Below are 17,226 nucleotides of genomic sequence, written 5' to 3'. Positions count from 1 at the left end.
TTTCAATCTGAAGAATTTGTTTGACGAGGTCTAAGAACCCACATAAGAAACCATTAATGGCAACATCGGCATTAATCAGCATAAGACAACTTTATATTTATGTAAAAAAATGTTATCGCCTTGTTTTCCAACACATTACAGCAGACATAACAAAAGGTTGCCTTTTACAGTGCAAATCGTAACCTTTTACCAAGGAAAAGGCTACCTTTCGCAGTGCAAAAGGTAGCCTTTCAGGATGCAGGGGAATGGCGTTACTTGAACAGCTCGTCAAGATAGGTGTAGAAAGCAGGATCTTCGCCGACGACAGTCTTCACTATCTTGCCCTGTGGGTCAATGACAATCTTTGTCGGGAAGCCCTGGATGCCATAGTTCTTCATGATGTCCGTGCCCTTAGGATTATAGACATGCTTCCATGGGAGGTCAAGCTCTTTGACAGCAGCCTTCCATTTTTCCTCGGTGTCACCGCAGTCTACGCCAAGGATTTCAAACTTGCCGGCATACTTCTTGTAATAGTTCTTCATCTCCGGCATGCCCTTTATGCACCATCCGCACCATGTTCCCCAGAAGTCAAGGACAACATACTTTCCTCTGAGAGAGCTCAACGCCAATGGTTTCCCGTCAATGTCGGTCAGCGTAAAGTCAGGAGCGAGGGTGGCATCGTCAGCCTGTGCCTTGGCCTTTTGGTTCGCCTGAGTCTCCACAGAAGCAGGCTTTGCGCCTTTATCCGAGTTTGAATTCGCGTTGCATGCGCAGAACATTGCTGCACAAGCAAAAGTAAGGATTGTCTTTCTCATTTTGATTTCATTTTTATTTGTTAGTACTTTATTGTTCTATATCCACGGATGCAGGTCTCAATGATGCTGCAATTTTTCCCGATTTCATCGGAAAAGCACCGTTATTGAGGGTCTACATCATAATAGACTTGCAGACTTGCATAGCGTTTGTCCTGCATGATGATTTGGCGTATCTGACGCAGGCACAGGCGCACCCTTGGCAAATCTATCCCCGGTTCCAGTTTCAGGACTATCTTCCGTATGTTCATCGATTTCACACGGGCTACGGACGGGCGGTCGGGTCCTAACACACGCGAGCCGAAAACCTGTCTCATCCTGCCTGCCATCTCTATGCCTGCCGTTTCGACTACGGGGTCTTTGGCATGGCGGAGATAGACATAGATGAGCCGATGAAATGGGGGATATTTGAACATCTGACGCTCTTCGCACTGCGTTTTGTAGAATGTCCGATAGTCGTTTCTTACGACCTGTCCGATTACCGGCACATCGGGCTGCTTCGTTTGCAGTATGACAAGCCCCTGCCCTTCTTTCCTGCCTGCCCTGCCCGACACCTGCGAGAGCATCTGGAAGCCGCGTTCATAGGCGCGGAAGTCGGGAGTGTTGAGGATAGAGTCGGCATTCACTATGCCGACAACGCTCACATTGCCGAAGTCAAGCCCTTTGCTGACCATTTGGGTGCCTATCAGCACATTCGTCTTTCCTGCGGAGAAATCGGCGATTATGCGTGCATGGGCGTTCTTTGTGCGCGTTGTGTCAAGGTCCATCCTTGCCACTTTGACCTCAGGAAACAGTTCCATGAGTTTCTCCTCGACCTTCTCCGTTCCGTAACCGTGGTCGCGGACATCGGTGCAGAAGCACGACGGACATTTCTTGGGTATCGTATATGTATATCCGCAGTAATGGCATGTCAGCTGCCCTGTCGTCTTGTGCATCGTCAGCGAGACATCACAGTTCTCGCATTTAGGCACCCAACCACAGTCACGGCATTCGACAATGGGCGCGAAACCTCGGCGGTTAAGAAACAGGATGACCTGTTTTCCGTCGGAAATCGCCGATTTCATCGCATTGACAAGCCTTGGCGAGAATGGTCCGTACATCATTTTCCGGCGTTGCATGTCAGCCGTGTTGACAATCTCTATCTTCGGCAGCTGCAGCCCACGATACCTTTCCGTCAGCTGAACAAGGCGGAATTTGCCGGAAAGTGCATTATTGAACGACTCCATCGAGGGTGTTGCAGTGCCAAGCACGACTTTCGCGCCATGCTTTTTCGCCAGCATCATCGCCACACTGCGTGCATGATAGCGCGGTGCAGGGTCTTGCTGCTTGAACGAAGGGTCATGCTCCTCATCGATGATTATCAGCCCAAGGTCAGTGAAAGGCAACAGCACGGCACTGCGTGCACCAAGGATAATCTTGTATGGATTATCGGAGAGTTGCTTCTGCCATATCTCCACGCGCTCCGCATCACTGTATTTTGAGTGATAAATGCCCATTTCATCGCCAAAAACGCATTGCAGTCTCTGCATTATCTGGACAGTAAGGGCTATCTCAGGAAGTATGTAAAGCACCTGTTTTCCTGCCTTTACAGCGTCCCTGATAAGGTGGATGTATATCTCTGTCTTGCCCGAGCCTGTGACGCCTTGCAGCAGTACAGGAGTCGCCCCTGCGGCATTTACTTCGTCATAAGCCTTCGTCTGAGCTTCCGACAGTGGCTTGATGCGCTCCATGTGGCAGCCGCCACCTGTGCCAAGCCTGCCCACCGGCACTTCGTAAGTCTCGAGTATGCCACGGTCGATGAGAGCCTTTACGACGGCAGATGTGGCATGTGCCGTGTTCATGAGTTCTTCCTTGGTGACGCCTTCGTTTTCCCCGATTAAATCGGCAAAAACAGAAAGCACCTGCGACTGTTTGGCAGCACGCCGCACCATCTCCCTTGCTATGGCTTGTTCCTTGGCTCCTTGGTAGCTTTTTGTGAAGCGAATCCACGTTTCTGTCTTAGCCCTGTAGCCGTCCTCCTGCTTCAGTCCGGCAGGCATTGCTGCACGATAGATGTCGCCAACAGGACAGATGTAGTACTCTGCCATCCATTTCCATATATCGTACTGTGAAGGAAGCAGCACCGGTTTTTCGTCCAATGCATCGATGACCGCCTTCACTTCCACGCCTTTTGGCTCTTCATCATGAATCCGTACGGCAAGGGCTGTGTACGTTTTTGACTTGCCCAGTGGGACAAGGAGTCGCACAAAGGGGCAGACACGCTGCTCCATTCCCTCCGGAACGGAATAGGTCAGGAGCCCTTCCACTCCCAATGGCAATATGCAGTCGACGTATTTCACAATCTGATTCTTTATGTAATCTTCTTAAAAGTTATGTCCGGCAGAGCTTATGGCAATGCAGTCCGGGGATGTAACGCGTACAAAAGTAAATAAAAAAAAGCAGACTTCTTATGCCGAAGTCTGCTTTTTATATTGTGTTATGATATTTTTAGAAATACACAGCCAAGCCTATCTGCCATGCGCCAGTCTTTATGTTGCTTACGGCATCGCCTATACCGGCTTCGGCTGTCTTGCCGCATGGGATATTGTAGTTTGCCTTTACCTCAAGGTGGTTGAGGAGCATTGCACCGAGACCGACGTTCACACTGAATTGGCTTGATTTCATTGTCCAGTCCTGAATCTTCTCATCGCCGACACGGAAGGCAAACTGTGGACCTGCAAAGACGAACACACTTGCCTTGTCACCGAAACCGAACCCTTTGCGGACGTTCAGGGGTATGGCAATACTCTTTGATGTAATGCTGAAAGATTCATTGTCATCCACATCAGTGAGCTTGCCTTTGCGCTGGTCATAAACAGCGGAAGCATCGATGTCAAAGCCGAGAGGAAGACCGATTTTCACTGTCGGTCCGACATAGAAGCCGTTACGGTTGGATGCGTCAAGCACACTATTGTCCAGGGACATGTGGGTGATGTTCATACCACCACGAAGACCGAACTTAACCTTTGCCTGTGAGTTTGCCACGAAAGCAAGCATCACAATGGCTATAGCTATAAACTTTTTCATTTCCACTAAATGTTATTATGTTTTCAATTGTTTAATGACATCCATTCCTTATCTTTAATGACGCTCACGCCTTACCGACACTCTTGCCGAGCCGGAAGATGATGCAGAGCTGCGCTTTGTTGAAGGTTTTGCCGATGAAACCGATGTTTTTTTGCCACCACGGCGGTTATTGGAGCGACGCAATTTCTTGGAAGCCTTCTTGTCAAGGTTAGCCTTTGCGATACTGTCAAGAGAGTCTTTCCGTGCCGGATCGCCATAGACATTTGTCTCAAAAGCCTTCAGTTCCGCCTCAATCTTCATCTGTTCCTTCTTCATTGCAGAGTCATTGGGGCAGTATTGTGCCAAGGTTCTGCCAAGCATGTTGTTGGTCTTGTAAATCTGTCCTTGATACATGTTCTGCGTAAAGTAGTCGTCGGCAGACATTGTCGCCGCATTGTTGAGGTCGCTTGTCATGACAACCTGCTTGGAAAGGTGAGGAGCGAGGTCGTCATACTTCACCCAGAACAGCGGATATTTGGCGGTTCCATCGCCGAAATCATCCTCGCGTGACATTATAGGGCAGAGTGCAAGCACTTTCTTTCGGAACGAAGAGTTCGCCTGGTCGTAATACGCTGCTTCCTTGATATAGTAGGATTTCACCTCACGTGAAGGAATGTCGGCGTTCTCTATGTGCAGGCGTCCGTTGTCATCGCGCGTATAATATATATGGTAATTGTCAAGGATAGACAATGGCTTCACCCTTGCAGCGTCATTGAACACCTCATTGCCGTCAATGCGATACTCATAGGCAGGGACACGACCGGAGAGCACAAGTTTAAAGATGTATGTGAACAGGTTCATCTGACTGCCCACCGGCTCTACAGGATAGTACAGTCCTGCATTGGCACTCTCCATCAGGTTCAGTTCCCGATAGATGTCCCTGCGCCAGACAACATCCTCGTCCATCGCCACTGATGTCGGGAAAGAAATCTGCGCACGAGTGGTGAGATTGTTGGCGTTTGACGCCGCCTGTTGCTTCTGCTGGTTGCGTCGTGCCTGCGGCTGTGCGCCTGCCGTAACGGCAAACAGCAGCATTGCCATAAATATAAGTGACTTATTCATATTCAGAATATTGATAGCCCCGTCATCATTCGCTTTCGGGGAAGGTTCTGTTTGTATTATTCAAAGAGGTCTGCATTGCTTTCCCATTGCAGGAAACGTGTCACACTCTCCATTCCTTTACTTGATAATCACCTCCATAGAGGCAGGGAGCTTGCGCGAGATGCCGTCAGGTCCTACCGCTGTTATGCGTGAGATGTAGAACCGCTTGTTGCGTGAGAGCTTGCGGAACGTGTCAATCTGCCGTGCGGAGAATGACGCACCGGAACTTACCATAGGCACTGCGTTGCCCATATTGTCGAAGAAGACAGCCTCAAAACTTGTGACCTTGAACTCAATGTCAAGCAGTCCGTCGTCTATCGCGGCACGGATTCCGCCGGCATTCATGAGCGTAGCCTTTGGCAATCCTCCTCCGCGGAAGCGGTCTGTGCCAAGAGGAATGTAAGCAGTAGGGTCAGGCAGCTTGCGGACATGGAACGTGTACTGCCCCATCTGCTGCGGTTTGCCTGTCTGCATGGAAGACACCGTGATTGTGACATCCTTGCCCACACTTGCCGGGCGTGCGATGTACTTGCCTGGTCCTGTAGGCTGGAGCGTGCCGCCTGTCATGGTTGCAGTGACTTTGTTGAGGGGTACGCCCGGAACTGATATGCTTATAGGGTTGGAATAGCCGGCATAGAGCACGTTCATGAGGTCGGCACTGACTGTCGCCGATGGGTCTACGACAGTGTATTTCTGCTCAAAATCACGGCGTACGGTCTCACCGTTGCCATTGAGCATTGTGAGATAGCCTGAGAGAGTGAAATCGCCGGTCTTTCCGGCAATGAACTCATAGGTGTTGTTCGGCAGGTTCATCTCGCGCCCACCGATAAAGATGCGCGGCTGCTGCGTGGTGTCCACCGCCGCCATGACTATCTTTGCAGAGAACTTGTCGCCACGGACAACGGTCTGAGCGTTAGGGATTACGAATGCCGAGAGCTTGTTGACGCGGATGTCCTTGACATCGATATTGCTGACAAGCGTATGGAGCACTTCACCCTCCGCATAGCGGATGTCGTTCTGCAGCTTGCTGAGCATGGTTACGGCAGCAGCGACAGGCATGCCCTCGAAGGTGTATTCCTCCCATGACTTGTTATAAGGATTGGACTTTCCGGTAATCTTTGTGGCAAAGTTCCCACTGATAATCCTGCGCTGGTTATCATCGGCTATGAGTGTGAGGATGCGCTCACGGTAAGCGTCGATTGCTTTCCGCAACGCCGGTCCCTTGCCGCTTCCCGGCGAAAGCATCACCTGGTTGGCAGCCTCAAGGTCATCCACGCGCTCAATGTTGTCCACATCGCCGTCGTCACCGTCCGCCTCTTTGACAATAGCCACCTTAAGTTCCTGCGCCATATTGTACAAAGAGTCACTCATCTGCTTTACCCAATGCGCCTTGGCAAACCACTCCCTGACCTTCTGAGGGTTAGCCTTCATCTGCTCCTCAAAGTCCTTATAGATGGCGAGGTTCTGCTTCTGCGCATTCTCTGTGGTACGGTTAAGGCTCTCATCGACAAGGCTGAACCCCTCAAGCACCTCATTGGAGATGTTCATCGCCAACATTGCCATGAGGACGACGTACATGAGGTTAATCATCTTCTGGCGAGGAGAGGTGTAATTCTTCTTTATAGCCATTGTCGTTACTTAGCTTGTACATTCATATTCACAGACATTGCCTCAATCATTCTCGCATAGATAGCGTTAAGATCGGCTATCTGCTGAGCGAGTCGGCGTGTCTGGTCGTTGATTTCATCCTGTGTGGTAATCTGCTGTGAAGCCGACTTCAACTGCATCTCATAGACACGCGCGATGCCTGTCAGTGTGCGGTTAAGGTTCTCCATCTCCTCAGAGTCGGTGGTGAGACGCTCACTCTGCGCACCCACTTTCAGCAGCAGTCCATTGAGTTCGTTCAGGCGATCGACATAAGTTGTCGTAGCTTCCTCCATAGCCTCGGCTGTCTCCCGGGTTACAGCAGGTGCAGGTGCACCGACCACTCCGCCACCCACAATGACCGGGGCTGTGCCCGCAGGCTGTGCATTTGCAGGAGTTTCGGCTGCCAATGGCTGTCCCGCCACTGTTCCGCCGACAGTTCCACCGCCGAAGATGATAGTGCCGCCTGCCACGGAAGGTGCTGCTTCAACTGAGCTTTCTTCTTCGCCGGCATTCTCCTCCTCGGCACGTTCCGCCGCAAGCTGTGAGTCTGTGGCAAGGTCACGACCTTCCGCTGTCTTGTCAAACGGACGGTCGAAGGCTGCGATGAAGAACACAAACACCTCCGTACCCATACCGATGAACAGCATGAGGTTGGCTCCAGGCAGGTGGGTGAGCTTGAACAGGGTTCCAAGGATGACGATAGAGGCGCCCCAAGAGTAAGCATAGTTCATGAATGTCTGTCCGGCTACGCTGTCCATCCACTTCTGCAGCAGATATACGAAATTGAATTTACTGTATTTTGCCATTGTCCTTTTTCTATTCTATCCGTCACGGAATGCCATGCAAACCGTGGCGCAGGTTTCTGTTATGATATGTCTGTTCTCTGATTACGGATACCTCCGCACATTATCTCTTATATCTCTTCTGCTGCTTTTTCGTGGCATTGCTGCTGCTTGCAAGTGAGCGTACGCAACGGAAACCGACATACGAGCGCGGCTGGTTCTGGTACTCCCAAGAGCGCCATGCCGAGCGTATGAACGACTCCGGGTCTTTCCATGAGCCGCCGCGGACGGACTTTTTCTTCAGGCGGTATGGGTCTTCCTTCGCCGCATTGTACTCAAGCTGCGGGTTAAGGTCGTTCATGGCCGTCACACCCGCCTCGGTATAGACCGTAGAAGTCCATTCCGCAACATTGCCCGCCATGTCGAACAGTCCGTGACTGTTGGCGCCATAGCTGCCGACACGTGAGGTTATGAGGTTTCCGTCCTCAACATAATTGCCCTTTTCAGGCTTGAAATTGGCATAGAAGCATCCGCTTTCGCTCTTTGTGTCCACTTCGTTCCAAGGGAACTCTGTACCGTCCTTGCCACGTGCGGCATACTCCCACTCCGCCTCTGTCGGCAGACGGTAGCGCTGGACATAGCGTGCCTGAGGGCCGAGCCCCTTCAGCAGGTACTCCGTGCGCCATGCACAGAAGGCGTTTGCCTGCTCCCATGTCACTCCGACGACAGGATAATCGTTGTAAGTAGGGTTGGAGAAATAGTTGCGGAGATAGATTTCGTTGTCCGCATTCTTGAAATCGTTGACCCAACAGGTGGTGTCCGGGTAGATATTCACAATATATGTGTTGAGGAAATCCCACGGTCCAGTCAGCTGACGGTTGATGGTCTCGCGGACAATGCGTCCTTCATCATCGATGTAGGCCGTATCCTTGGAAATCATGACAACCTCGTCCGGATTGACAGTGATGTCGGTGTTCAGATTGCGCTCTGCCGGATTAAGACGGTTACGGCGCAATGCGGCAGCCGTATAGTCGTAAATCTCATAGCGGTAGTTCATCTGGCTTGCGTCAAGCATCTTCTCCCCTGTCACCGGGTTGTATGTGTACAGGGACTCTATGGCACGCTGCTCATCCTCGTTAGGCTTCCTCGGCAGCTGCTTCTTCCAGTTAAGATGCGGCGTAACGGCATTGCCCTCCTTGTCCTCGGTAATCATATAGCTCTCGTCACCTCCGTATGCAGGGTCGGCAAGGCGTGTGCGCAGAATGGAGTCGCGCACCCACTGCACAAACTGCTTGTACTTGGAATTGCTCACCTCCGTCTCATCCATCCAGAAACCGTCAACACTGATTTCCTTCACCGGCATCTTCTTTCCCCACAGACTGTCCTGCTTCTCAAGACCCATCTTAAGGAATCCCCGCTTAACGAGCGTCATGCCGTAAGGCACCGGCTCAGAGAACGGACGCCCTCCGCCGACACCAATGACTTCTCCGCCTTGCCCTGCGGATGACATCTTCTTGCTGCCCATACAGGCGGAGAGCATCACCGCCATGGCACAACACATTAATATATATAGTCTTTTCATAATCGATTGTTTTTGTTCCTTGTTCATTTGCCGCATCAAAGTATGCGGACAGCCTTGTGCAGGTTCTTGCCTTTCTTGCCGAGATTGAGGTTCATACGGTAGCCGACGAACAGTTCGTGGGAGCCGTTGCCGGGGTTTATGCCATTCGTGTAATACTCATAGCTGTAGCCGACATTCACGCCGCGCAGCTGCATGCCGAGGAGTGCCGTCACGGAGTTTGTCGGACTGTAGGACAGACCGCCATAGAAGCTGCGCTTCTCACTGGTGTAGACCAGGCGCGCCGTGACATCCGCGCGGTACATGACGCCGTCAGTCCTGCCTATGGCGGAGGTTTTCAGGCACAGCAGCGGGTTGCGCAATTGGAACGTATAGCCTGCCGTGGCATAGTAGGAGCGGTCTATCTTCAGTTCGTTGGCCTCCCCAAGATGCACCGTGGGTGCTGTCAGATGCAGCGCCGAGACACCGACGTAGAAACTCTTCAGCGTGTAGTACAATCCGGCGGACACATCCACACCTGAGCCATTGACATCACTTGTCGGGAAAGCGGGGTCGGCACTCTCCTCGAGGTCAAGCCCGTCACGCGAGAATTTCTCGGAAAGCAGCCCTCCCTGCACGCCGATGCTCAGTTCGCCGCCAAAGAGTTTGTGCTTGTAGGCATACTGGGCTGAGATGCGCATGTGGTTGAACAAGCCAAGCTTGTCGTTCAGAAATTGCACCCCGACACCGTGCTTGCTCCTCCCGATGAGGAACGGCATGTCGGCAGCGACATAGGCTGTCTGCGGATTATGCTCGAAGCCTGCCATGTCCATGGCGTAGGCTCCCGTGATGTTCAGTTTCGTCTCCTTGCCAGCTGCGGCAGGGTTGAAACTCGTCTCCATGTCGAAATAGTGGCTGAAAAGCACGTCATACTGCGCTCTGGCTCCCACCGGGAAAGCCATTGCCACAAGAATCATTGCTATTTTCAGACGATACACCACAACATTATAACGAAGTATTATATTGATTATTGTCTTCTTGCCCACATTTTTGTTCGTATAATCGCATCTTGACCGCATTTTCCTTACCTTGAGAGAACAGAAAAACGACTCAGGAAAGTGTCACGGCAGGGTTATCTCCAGCACAAAGGCAAACAAACCTGCACAATTCATTGACTATCAACACAATAACCACAAACAACAGAAAAGATAAAAAGGCGTCCTGCAAATCGTTACCTTTTGCCATACGAAAGGTAACGATTGACATGGTAAAAGGTTACCTTTTATGGTGTGAAAGGTTACCTTATGCAAAACAGTTTCCCCATTATTGATTACCCATACATCACAAAGAGGCAAGGAACGGCTTTAACAGCACCGGCAAAAGGCATATCCCGCACTCACATAATGGCAAACAAAAAGTCCACTACCTTTTGTAGATAGCGGACTTTCACAATCATATTGTCTTGAAAATCATTATTATACTATATCCTGACTATCCTGCTTTGGTGCATCACCATTAGGCTTCTTGTTCAATACGAACACACCCCCAACACTTATTACCGTTGTGGCAAAAACAATTCCAGCCAACCAATCATGCCCTTTGTAACCTAAGAACAACGCTATAAGACCGAAAAACACTACCAATGCAGCTCATAAATATTGCCCGCGAGCAGCCATTTTCAACTTTCCGTCAATAATCTTGTCCTCTTGCTTTATCCTGTACTCTATCTGGCGTTCAGTCATCCTTAATATACAATCTGTTGCACCCGGCAGAGTCTTTTCATATTGTGCGAAATCTTCCGGAGCAGGAAGCGGACCGCTATAGACCTTTTGTTCCAAGGCATAGAAAGCCGCCTTTATCTGAGTACGTTGCTACTCAGGAATTGATTCCAGCACCTCCTCAAGCTGAAGTACGGAAGCAGGCTTATTGTCAGCAGCATTGTTGTCTGTAAATTCCTCTGCCATATTATTTTACAATTAGGAGGTTACGCATGGATTTACGCATATCAGCACCAACAATCTCCCAATCTTTCCGCAGGTCATTGAGATTGTTGCCACGCATATAGCCATGGAACGATACTCTCGTTCCACTTATATTGCCTAACGAAGAGAACCCCGAAATCATGGATTTCGCCATTCCTCGTCTTATTATACATACCTTTCTCATAACCTTAAATTTTAATCTGCCTTAATAAATAATGCTGCAAATATAGTAAAAAGTCCGCAAAGTTTGTATATTTGCGGACTTTTTCGTATAATAATGGATTACATTTCTATCCCTTTTGATAAATGTTGCAAAAGCATTGTGAAACAAATCTGCCAAAAAGCAGTTATCTCTCAGCTATATGCAAATTGGGAAAAAACAAATACGAATAACCTTGTTGACATACTCATTTCCCGTCACAAAAATGGCGACCGGAGACTTTATGCGCAATTCTTAACAGGCACACACCTAACGGCACAGGCAACACGGACAGAAGCCAGCCAAGGACTTTCTCGGGAAAGCGGACATTAGGAGTGCTCCAGATGTAGTTTGTGCTTTCGGGGAAAGCAGTCTTCCATGTCCGCACGGCATCTTCCGTAGCACTGAACATAAGCCCTAATCTGGACTTCACTTTCATGTACTTTATCAGTTCCTCCGTTCTCTCTATACCTTTCTCCTTGAAGAATGCCTCCAGCATTCTTGTTCCGGCAATTCTTTCTTTGTACGCTGACAAGGAGAATGTCTTCGTCATGGAAGTGTTATTGATGTTGTTGTAGTGGTAGAGTGCATCCTTGACAATAACTATCTTATGCGCCATCACACGGAGCCGTGTCGTGAGAAACACATCTTCCCAGGCTGATATTCCCTGCCATGGCACTATTCCATTGTCTTTGTATATGGAAGCACGCACCAATTTGTTCCATACTGCACCATTTATGCCACCGACATGTTTCGGCGAAAGCGTATCTTTAATTGTCTCATATTCATAGTCATACGTGGCTTTGCCACCGTACCCCCCCCATTCCATTATGACATTGCAGCAGGCAATGTCGGCATTTTCTGTCACAGCGGTATTATAGAGCTTCTCGCAGTAATCAGGTTCCACCCAGTCATCACTGTCACAGTGTATCCAATATTCACCGGTGGCATTGTCCATTGCTGTCCGGCGTGCACAAGACAGTCCTTTGTTCGTCGCGTGTTCGACAATGCGCGCATTGACATCAGGGTACTCACGCATGACCTCTCTCAGCACTTCGACGCTCTTGTCCGGAGTGCAATCGTTGACAAAAACAAACTCCACATCTGCCATTGTCTGGCAGAACAACGAGCGAGCGCATCGCTCTATATACTTTTCTACTCCATAGACCGGAACGAGTACCGATACTGCCGGTCGTGTTCTCTTCTCTGTTTCCTTCATCGCAATGTGTCTTTTATAAGTCCTTTCAAATAGCGCATGTAAGCTATGATTACCATTTTCGCCCGATAGTAGTTGCGGACGAGAAACGGAGAGTCATCCTCCTTAGAAGAGACATTATGCACGCCTGTATAACGATGCAATGCAAGATGCTCGGAAGTAAAGGAAAAATTCTGACGGAAGGATGCCACTAACATTATGAAATTGTCATGATGCGGAATGTCCGGCATAGGCAGGAAAAGTTCAAGTTCCCGTCGTGTGAAACCGCAACAAAAGCCATAGAGCTGATACTTACGCTTAAGCCGCCACCGCGGTTCTTTCTGATATTCCATAGAGCCGAATATCTTCATACTGTCAGTGACTACATCGAAGGCGGTCGCCGCTACCCCCCCCCCTTATTTTCTTGAAGCAAGTCAAGCGTTTTGGAGACCTTCAACGGCAGCCAGACATCATCCTGGTCGGACAGAAAGATATAGTCTCCTGTGGCTTTTGACATGGCATGCCCGAAGTTCGCCGTACTGAGGAAAAACGGTCGCGCATACTTATGCCTGTGCTTGTCCTTATCCGTGTGATGATAGATTTTTATCCTGCTGTCATTGTATGACTCAAGGATTTTAACCGTATCGTCAGTGGAAAGGTCATCGGAAACTAACAGCTCCAGTTCCGCATCAGGATACTTTGTCAAATCCTGATTCAGTATGGAGTCAACCTGCTCCCTTAGGTACTTGGCACCATTATAGGTTGCCATGCAGACAGATATTTTCATTTCATTCGTCTGAGATTAATTTTCATACAAGAAAAAGCAGCTGCTGCATATTAAAATATGTGGGAGTTGTATGGAATAACTGTATCTTTACACAGAAACATTCTCCAACTGTTATCCATAGATTAATTTGCAACAGCCACTTTTTCATGGCTTTTATTTCAATCCGCGCTTGCGCAGCAGACCGTCAATCTTCGGGTCGGCACCGCGGAAGTTGCGGTACATGGTCATGCCGTCGTCAATGCCGCCCGGAGTGAGGATGTACTTGCGGAAACGGGCTGCCACATCCTGATTGAAGATGTCGCCGGTCTCAACGAAAGCGTCGAAGGCGTCACAGTCAAGGACTTCCGCCCAAATGTAGCTGTAGTAGCCGGCTGTGTAGCCGCCACCCATGGTGTGCTTGAAGTTTGTCACACTGTAGCGTGGGCGAATCTGACGAGGTATGCCGCGCTCGGAGAGCTTCTGTGCCTCGAACGCCATAACATCGAGGTCGGCAGGGACATCCTCAAGAACGTGGAGATCCATGTCAACATAGGATGCAGCGAGATACTCCACTGTGGCGAAGCCCTGACCGTACTTGCTGCAGGAGCTGTACTTGTCAAGGAGTTCCTTAGGCATCGGCTCGCCTGTTTTGTAGTGCTTGGCATAGACGGCAAGCACTTCCGGTGCGAACGCCCAGTGCTCGTTGATCTGGGAAGGAAGCTCGACGAAATCGCGCTCCACACCGCTCACGGCGTTATAGTGGACATCGCGCATGAAGGAATGGAGGGCATGGCCGAACTCATGGAACATTGTCTCCACGTTGTCTATGGACTGGAGCGCAGGGCGGTCTGCCGATGGAGGTGTCATGCTGCACACATTGACCACGATAGGCTCCACGCGCTTGTCGCCGTCATACTGCTGTCCGCGGAACGATGTGCACCATGCGCCTGCTCCTTTGCCGTCGCGTGGATAGTAGTCGCTGTAGAAAACGGCAAGGAGAGTTGAGTCGCGGTCGTAGACTTCCCATGCGTTGGCGGTCTTCTCGTAGACGGGCAGCTCTGCCGTAACGTCCTTGAAGGTCACACCATAGAGCTTGTTGGCTGTGTAGAACACGCCTTTCAGCACGTTGTTTATCTCAAGATATTCGGAGAGTTTTTCCTCATCGAAATTGAATTTCGCCTTTCTCGCACGCTCGCTGTAGTACATGTAATCCCAACCTTCAGGCTCACAAGTGAGTCCATCCTTCTTCATCTCGGTGCGGATGTCCTCGATTTCCTCATTGGCTTTCTTCACGGCAGGAGTCCAAATCTGGTCAAGAAGATTGTAGACTGCCTCGGGAGTCTTTGCCATACGTGTGTCGAGAATCTGCGCTGCGCTGGTCTTGAAGCCCATGAGATGGGCGCGTTCAAGGCGGAGACGCACAAGTTCGGCGGAGATTTCCTTGTTGTTGCGGTCGTTAGCTTGGTTGCCACGATTGCAATATGCCTCATAGACCTTACGGCGCAGTTCACGGTTCTTGCAGTACTGCAGAACCGGATTGCAGGAGGCACGCTGCATGTTGAACATCCATTTGCCCTTTGCGCCCTGTTCCTCCGCCATCTGTGCGGCACGCTGGATGTTGGATTCCGGCAGCCCTTCGAGGTCGGAAAGGCGGTCAACGGTGACGTATGTGTTGTTGGTCTCTGCAAGAAGGTTCTGTGAGAACTGTATCTGCAGGGCGGAGATTTTCTGGTTCAGCTCGCGCAGTTTCTGCTGGTCGGCATCTGAAAGGTTGGCACCGCTGCGGAGGAACGCCTTGTAGATTTTCTCTGTTGCCTTCATCTGCTCGTGGGTCAAGACGGTGGAGTCCATCTCGTCATAGACTTTCTTCACCTTATCGAAGAGTTGGCGGTTCATGTAGATGTCATCGCTGTGTGCGGAGAGCAACGGTGAAAGTTCCTTTTGGAGGTCACGCAATTCGGCTGTGGAGTTGCTGCTGGAGAGCGGACTGAACGTCATAAGGGCGCGGTCAAGCTCCGCACCTGCCTTATCCATGGCATTGATTGTGTTCTCGAAAGTCGGTGCTGCTGTGTTGGCAACTATGGCATTGATGCGCTCTTTCTCCTTGCGCATACCGACGTTTGCGGCATCACGGTAGTCGTTGACTGTGATTTTGTCAAACGATTCTATGCCGTGTTTGTTTCCGCTCTTCTTCATCAGCGGATTGTTCTGCACGTTTGCGGTCATCTCCTCTGAGGTTTTGATGTCCTCGGCTGTCTCCTGTGACTTGCATCCCGGCAGAACCGCCGCTGTCGCAAGCATAAGAAATACTGCTGTTTTCTTCATTAATGATGTTGTTTTTATTATCTGTATAATTTCTCTGTCATAATAACATTATTGTCTGGCTAACGTAACAAGGGGTTTGCTTTCCGGCTCTATCTGGCGAAACTCGTAGCCGCCGGACAGTTTTGTAAGTTGGAATATGGTTGTACCGTTAGATAGTATTTTGCCTCCGTCTTGGGTGTCGCTGACATTCAACGTGTAGTCATTTATTGAGTATGTGCTTTCATTTCCATTTACCCAACCAACACCTGTTTCTTTTACAATACTGGTAGTCTGTTGGTAATTTTTCAAGTCTACACACCTTCTGCCATTGAGCATTATTACATCACTCAAGACATTTGCGACAAAATGCTGTCCATTAAAATCAAACTCATAAGTTCCTGGCTCGTAAGTGTAGGTTATTCCTACAACATAACAATATTTGTGTTCCACAATTCGTGCCTTCGTTATTGTCAGGGTTGCTGATGACCCATTCAATACAAGGTCGTACCGAGCACGAGATAAGACATCAGTAACTTCAAATGTTTCATTATCTTCCTCTGAAGACATTGAACACGTAAACTTGAAATGCTCTCTCACAGCTCTAAGATTATCTTTTTCCTCGTATGGCGACAACCTATAGCTATCATCGAAGAAGCCGGTATAGGCTCCGTCTGTGCCGGGATTTAACTCAACAGACGTGTCGTCATCACTATCCGAACATGAGACTGCCAATAATGTCAAGCATAGAAATAATGCATACTTGATTCTTTTCATGTGTAATAATGAGTTTATTTAAAAGGATTATTGCATATAGCATTGTGACAATCCATATTCATACAATGTGAATCATCAAATAACTATATGCAATAATATTCACAAAGAAAATCCATTTAATACTCCTCTTCGTCCCAAAGGAAGTCATCCTTCTGTGGATAGTCAGGCCAAAGGTCTTCGATGGTGTCATAGACATCACCTTCGTCTTCTATTTCTTCAAGGTTCTCGATGACCTCTAAAGGCAATCCTGTACGTGTGGCATAGTCAAGGAGCTCATCCTTTGTTGCCGGCCATGGTGCGTCTTCAAGTTTTGACGCGAGTTCAAGTGTCCAATACATATCCTATATCTTTGTTAGGTTTGATAATGTTGTTTTATACGGTTCGCCGTATTCGCGCGCAAAAATACTATTATTATTCGAATCCTGCAAACATTGTTACACTTTTTATCAAAAAAAGTTCAGTTTGTAATGTTGTTTATACATTTCCTTGTCCAGAAAGCATATTCCGAAGTAATAACAATCGAATGTAACACCTATACGGTCATCCTCCTTGACCTTTGTCCAAAACTCTTTTGTACATTTGTCTTTGTTTATCCCCTCAATGATGATTACACCCTTACATGTGGCTTTCTCTACCGCAGATGAGAGCTCTTTCTCGACATTATACACATCTATAAGTTCCATGGAAGCGGGATATACAAAGTTGCTTATACGCAAAAGGAGCTTCTGGAACTTCCTCTCGCGCTTTGTATGGCATCTCCTGTCTATCTCTTCATAAGCATAATAAGGACAGCACTCCCCGATAACTTCGGTCACGAACCTGTAAGCCCAAGGCGATTGTATTCCGAAGCCACGGGACTTGCCAACTCTGCTTATGTATTCCTTTATAGTCACGGATTCTATTTGTTTGGTAACGCATAAAAGAATTCCCCCGCCGACCTTTCAGTCAGCGGGGGAACCTTTCTGTTAAAGAAGGCGGCCTCCTACTCTCCCGCATTGCAGTGCAGTACCATCGGCGCAGGC

General features: G+C 49.2%; 16 protein-coding genes and 1 pseudogene. All 17 read right to left on the bottom strand.

The window, feature by feature from the left end:
• Nucleotides 1-251: 251 nt before the first annotated feature.
• A pseudogene (locus tag E5358_RS13430) lies at nt 252-692 on the bottom strand (TlpA family protein disulfide reductase); the annotation flags it as partial.
• A gap of 203 nt (nt 693-895) precedes the next feature.
• Nucleotides 896-3,130, bottom strand: coding sequence for a replication restart helicase PriA (gene priA / locus E5358_RS13425; protein WP_135940690.1), 2,235 nt, complete (start codon nt 3,128-3,130; stop codon nt 896-898).
• Between the two features lie 148 nt (nt 3,131-3,278).
• Nucleotides 3,279-3,857 (bottom strand): porin family protein, encoded by a 579-nt coding sequence (locus tag E5358_RS13420; RefSeq protein WP_135940689.1) that lies wholly within the window; start codon nt 3,855-3,857, stop codon nt 3,279-3,281.
• A gap of 54 nt (nt 3,858-3,911) precedes the next feature.
• Nucleotides 3,912-4,958 (bottom strand): type IX secretion system ring subunit PorN/GldN, encoded by a 1,047-nt coding sequence (gene porN / locus E5358_RS13415; protein WP_135940688.1) that lies wholly within the window; start codon nt 4,956-4,958, stop codon nt 3,912-3,914.
• Between the two features lie 117 nt (nt 4,959-5,075).
• Entirely contained in the window at nt 5,076-6,626 is a 1,551-nt protein-coding gene (gene porM / locus E5358_RS13410) for a type IX secretion system motor protein PorM/GldM (RefSeq protein ID WP_135940687.1), read from the bottom strand.
• A gap of 5 nt (nt 6,627-6,631) precedes the next feature.
• Entirely contained in the window at nt 6,632-7,450 is an 819-nt protein-coding gene (gene porL / locus E5358_RS13405; protein ID WP_135940686.1) for a type IX secretion system motor protein PorL/GldL, read from the bottom strand.
• A 100-nt stretch (nt 7,451-7,550) separates the two neighbouring features.
• Entirely contained in the window at nt 7,551-8,975 is a 1,425-nt protein-coding gene (gene porK, locus E5358_RS13400) for a T9SS ring complex lipoprotein PorK/GldK (RefSeq protein ID WP_422121087.1), read from the bottom strand.
• A gap of 68 nt (nt 8,976-9,043) precedes the next feature.
• Nucleotides 9,044-9,961 (bottom strand): PorP/SprF family type IX secretion system membrane protein, encoded by a 918-nt coding sequence (locus tag E5358_RS13395; RefSeq protein WP_277821309.1) that lies wholly within the window; start codon nt 9,959-9,961, stop codon nt 9,044-9,046.
• A 672-nt stretch (nt 9,962-10,633) separates the two neighbouring features.
• Complete coding sequence (locus E5358_RS13390) at nt 10,634-10,822, bottom strand: DUF2335 domain-containing protein (RefSeq protein WP_168354680.1); 189 nt, start codon at nt 10,820-10,822, stop codon at nt 10,634-10,636.
• Nucleotides 10,823-10,949: 127 nt separating this feature from the next.
• Nucleotides 10,950-11,150, bottom strand: a complete 201-nt coding sequence (locus E5358_RS13385) for a hypothetical protein (protein WP_135940683.1) — start codon at nt 11,148-11,150, stop codon at nt 10,950-10,952.
• A 223-nt stretch (nt 11,151-11,373) separates the two neighbouring features.
• The gene (locus E5358_RS13380; RefSeq protein WP_135940682.1) at nt 11,374-12,384 is read right to left on the bottom strand and encodes a glycosyltransferase family 2 protein; all 1,011 of its coding nucleotides are present in this window, start codon (nt 12,382-12,384) and stop codon (nt 11,374-11,376) included.
• Nucleotides 12,381-12,731 (bottom strand): glycosyltransferase family protein, encoded by a 351-nt coding sequence (locus E5358_RS13375; protein ID WP_135940681.1) that lies wholly within the window; start codon nt 12,729-12,731, stop codon nt 12,381-12,383. The genes E5358_RS13380 and E5358_RS13375 overlap by 4 nt, the downstream gene beginning before the upstream one ends.
• A gap of 32 nt (nt 12,732-12,763) precedes the next feature.
• Complete coding sequence (locus tag E5358_RS13370) at nt 12,764-13,129, bottom strand: glycosyltransferase (RefSeq protein ID WP_135940680.1); 366 nt, start codon at nt 13,127-13,129, stop codon at nt 12,764-12,766.
• Between the two features lie 171 nt (nt 13,130-13,300).
• Nucleotides 13,301-15,451, bottom strand: a complete 2,151-nt coding sequence (locus E5358_RS13365) for a M3 family metallopeptidase (protein ID WP_135940679.1) — start codon at nt 15,449-15,451, stop codon at nt 13,301-13,303.
• A 48-nt stretch (nt 15,452-15,499) separates the two neighbouring features.
• Nucleotides 15,500-16,204 (bottom strand): hypothetical protein, encoded by a 705-nt coding sequence (locus tag E5358_RS13360; RefSeq protein WP_135940678.1) that lies wholly within the window; start codon nt 16,202-16,204, stop codon nt 15,500-15,502.
• A 116-nt stretch (nt 16,205-16,320) separates the two neighbouring features.
• Nucleotides 16,321-16,542 (bottom strand): DUF2795 domain-containing protein, encoded by a 222-nt coding sequence (locus E5358_RS13355; protein ID WP_135940677.1) that lies wholly within the window; start codon nt 16,540-16,542, stop codon nt 16,321-16,323.
• Between the two features lie 108 nt (nt 16,543-16,650).
• Nucleotides 16,651-17,097, bottom strand: coding sequence for a hypothetical protein (locus E5358_RS13350; RefSeq protein ID WP_135940676.1), 447 nt, complete (start codon nt 17,095-17,097; stop codon nt 16,651-16,653).
• Between the last annotated feature and the right edge of the window lie 129 nt (nt 17,098-17,226).

Source organism: Palleniella muris (assembly GCF_004792655.1).
Classification (GTDB): Bacteria; Bacteroidota; Bacteroidia; order Bacteroidales; family Bacteroidaceae; genus Prevotella; species Prevotella muris_A.
Note: the sequence above shows the minus strand (reverse complement) of the source record. Positions and strands in the feature narration are given on the sequence as shown.

Bases quoted from the DNA above. Each gene is read 5' to 3' on its own strand.
- E5358_RS13420 (WP_135940689.1), bottom strand. From the start codon at position 3,857: ATGAAAAAGTTTATAGCTATAGCCATTGTGATGCTTGCTTTCGTGGCA.
- porN (WP_135940688.1), bottom strand. From the start codon at position 4,958: ATGAATAAGTCACTTATATTTATGGCAATGCTGCTGTTTGCCGTTACG.
- porM (WP_135940687.1), bottom strand. From the start codon at position 6,626: ATGGCTATAAAGAAGAATTACACCTCTCCTCGCCAGAAGATGATTAAC.
- porL (WP_135940686.1), bottom strand. From the start codon at position 7,450: ATGGCAAAATACAGTAAATTCAATTTCGTATATCTGCTGCAGAAGTGG.
- porK (WP_422121087.1), bottom strand. From the start codon at position 8,975: ATGGCGGTGATGCTCTCCGCCTGTATGGGCAGCAAGAAGATGTCATCC.
- E5358_RS13395 (WP_277821309.1), bottom strand. From the start codon at position 9,961: ATGATTCTTGTGGCAATGGCTTTCCCGGTGGGAGCCAGAGCGCAGTAT.
- E5358_RS13385 (WP_135940683.1), bottom strand. From the start codon at position 11,150: ATGAGAAAGGTATGTATAATAAGACGAGGAATGGCGAAATCCATGATT.
- E5358_RS13380 (WP_135940682.1), bottom strand. From the start codon at position 12,384: ATGAAGGAAACAGAGAAGAGAACACGACCGGCAGTATCGGTACTCGTT.
- E5358_RS13375 (WP_135940681.1), bottom strand. From the start codon at position 12,731: ATGAAGATATTCGGCTCTATGGAATATCAGAAAGAACCGCGGTGGCGG.
- E5358_RS13370 (WP_135940680.1), bottom strand. From the start codon at position 13,129: ATGGCAACCTATAATGGTGCCAAGTACCTAAGGGAGCAGGTTGACTCC.
- E5358_RS13365 (WP_135940679.1), bottom strand. From the start codon at position 15,451: ATGAAGAAAACAGCAGTATTTCTTATGCTTGCGACAGCGGCGGTTCTG.
- E5358_RS13360 (WP_135940678.1), bottom strand. From the start codon at position 16,204: ATGAAAAGAATCAAGTATGCATTATTTCTATGCTTGACATTATTGGCA.
- E5358_RS13355 (WP_135940677.1), bottom strand. From the start codon at position 16,542: ATGTATTGGACACTTGAACTCGCGTCAAAACTTGAAGACGCACCATGG.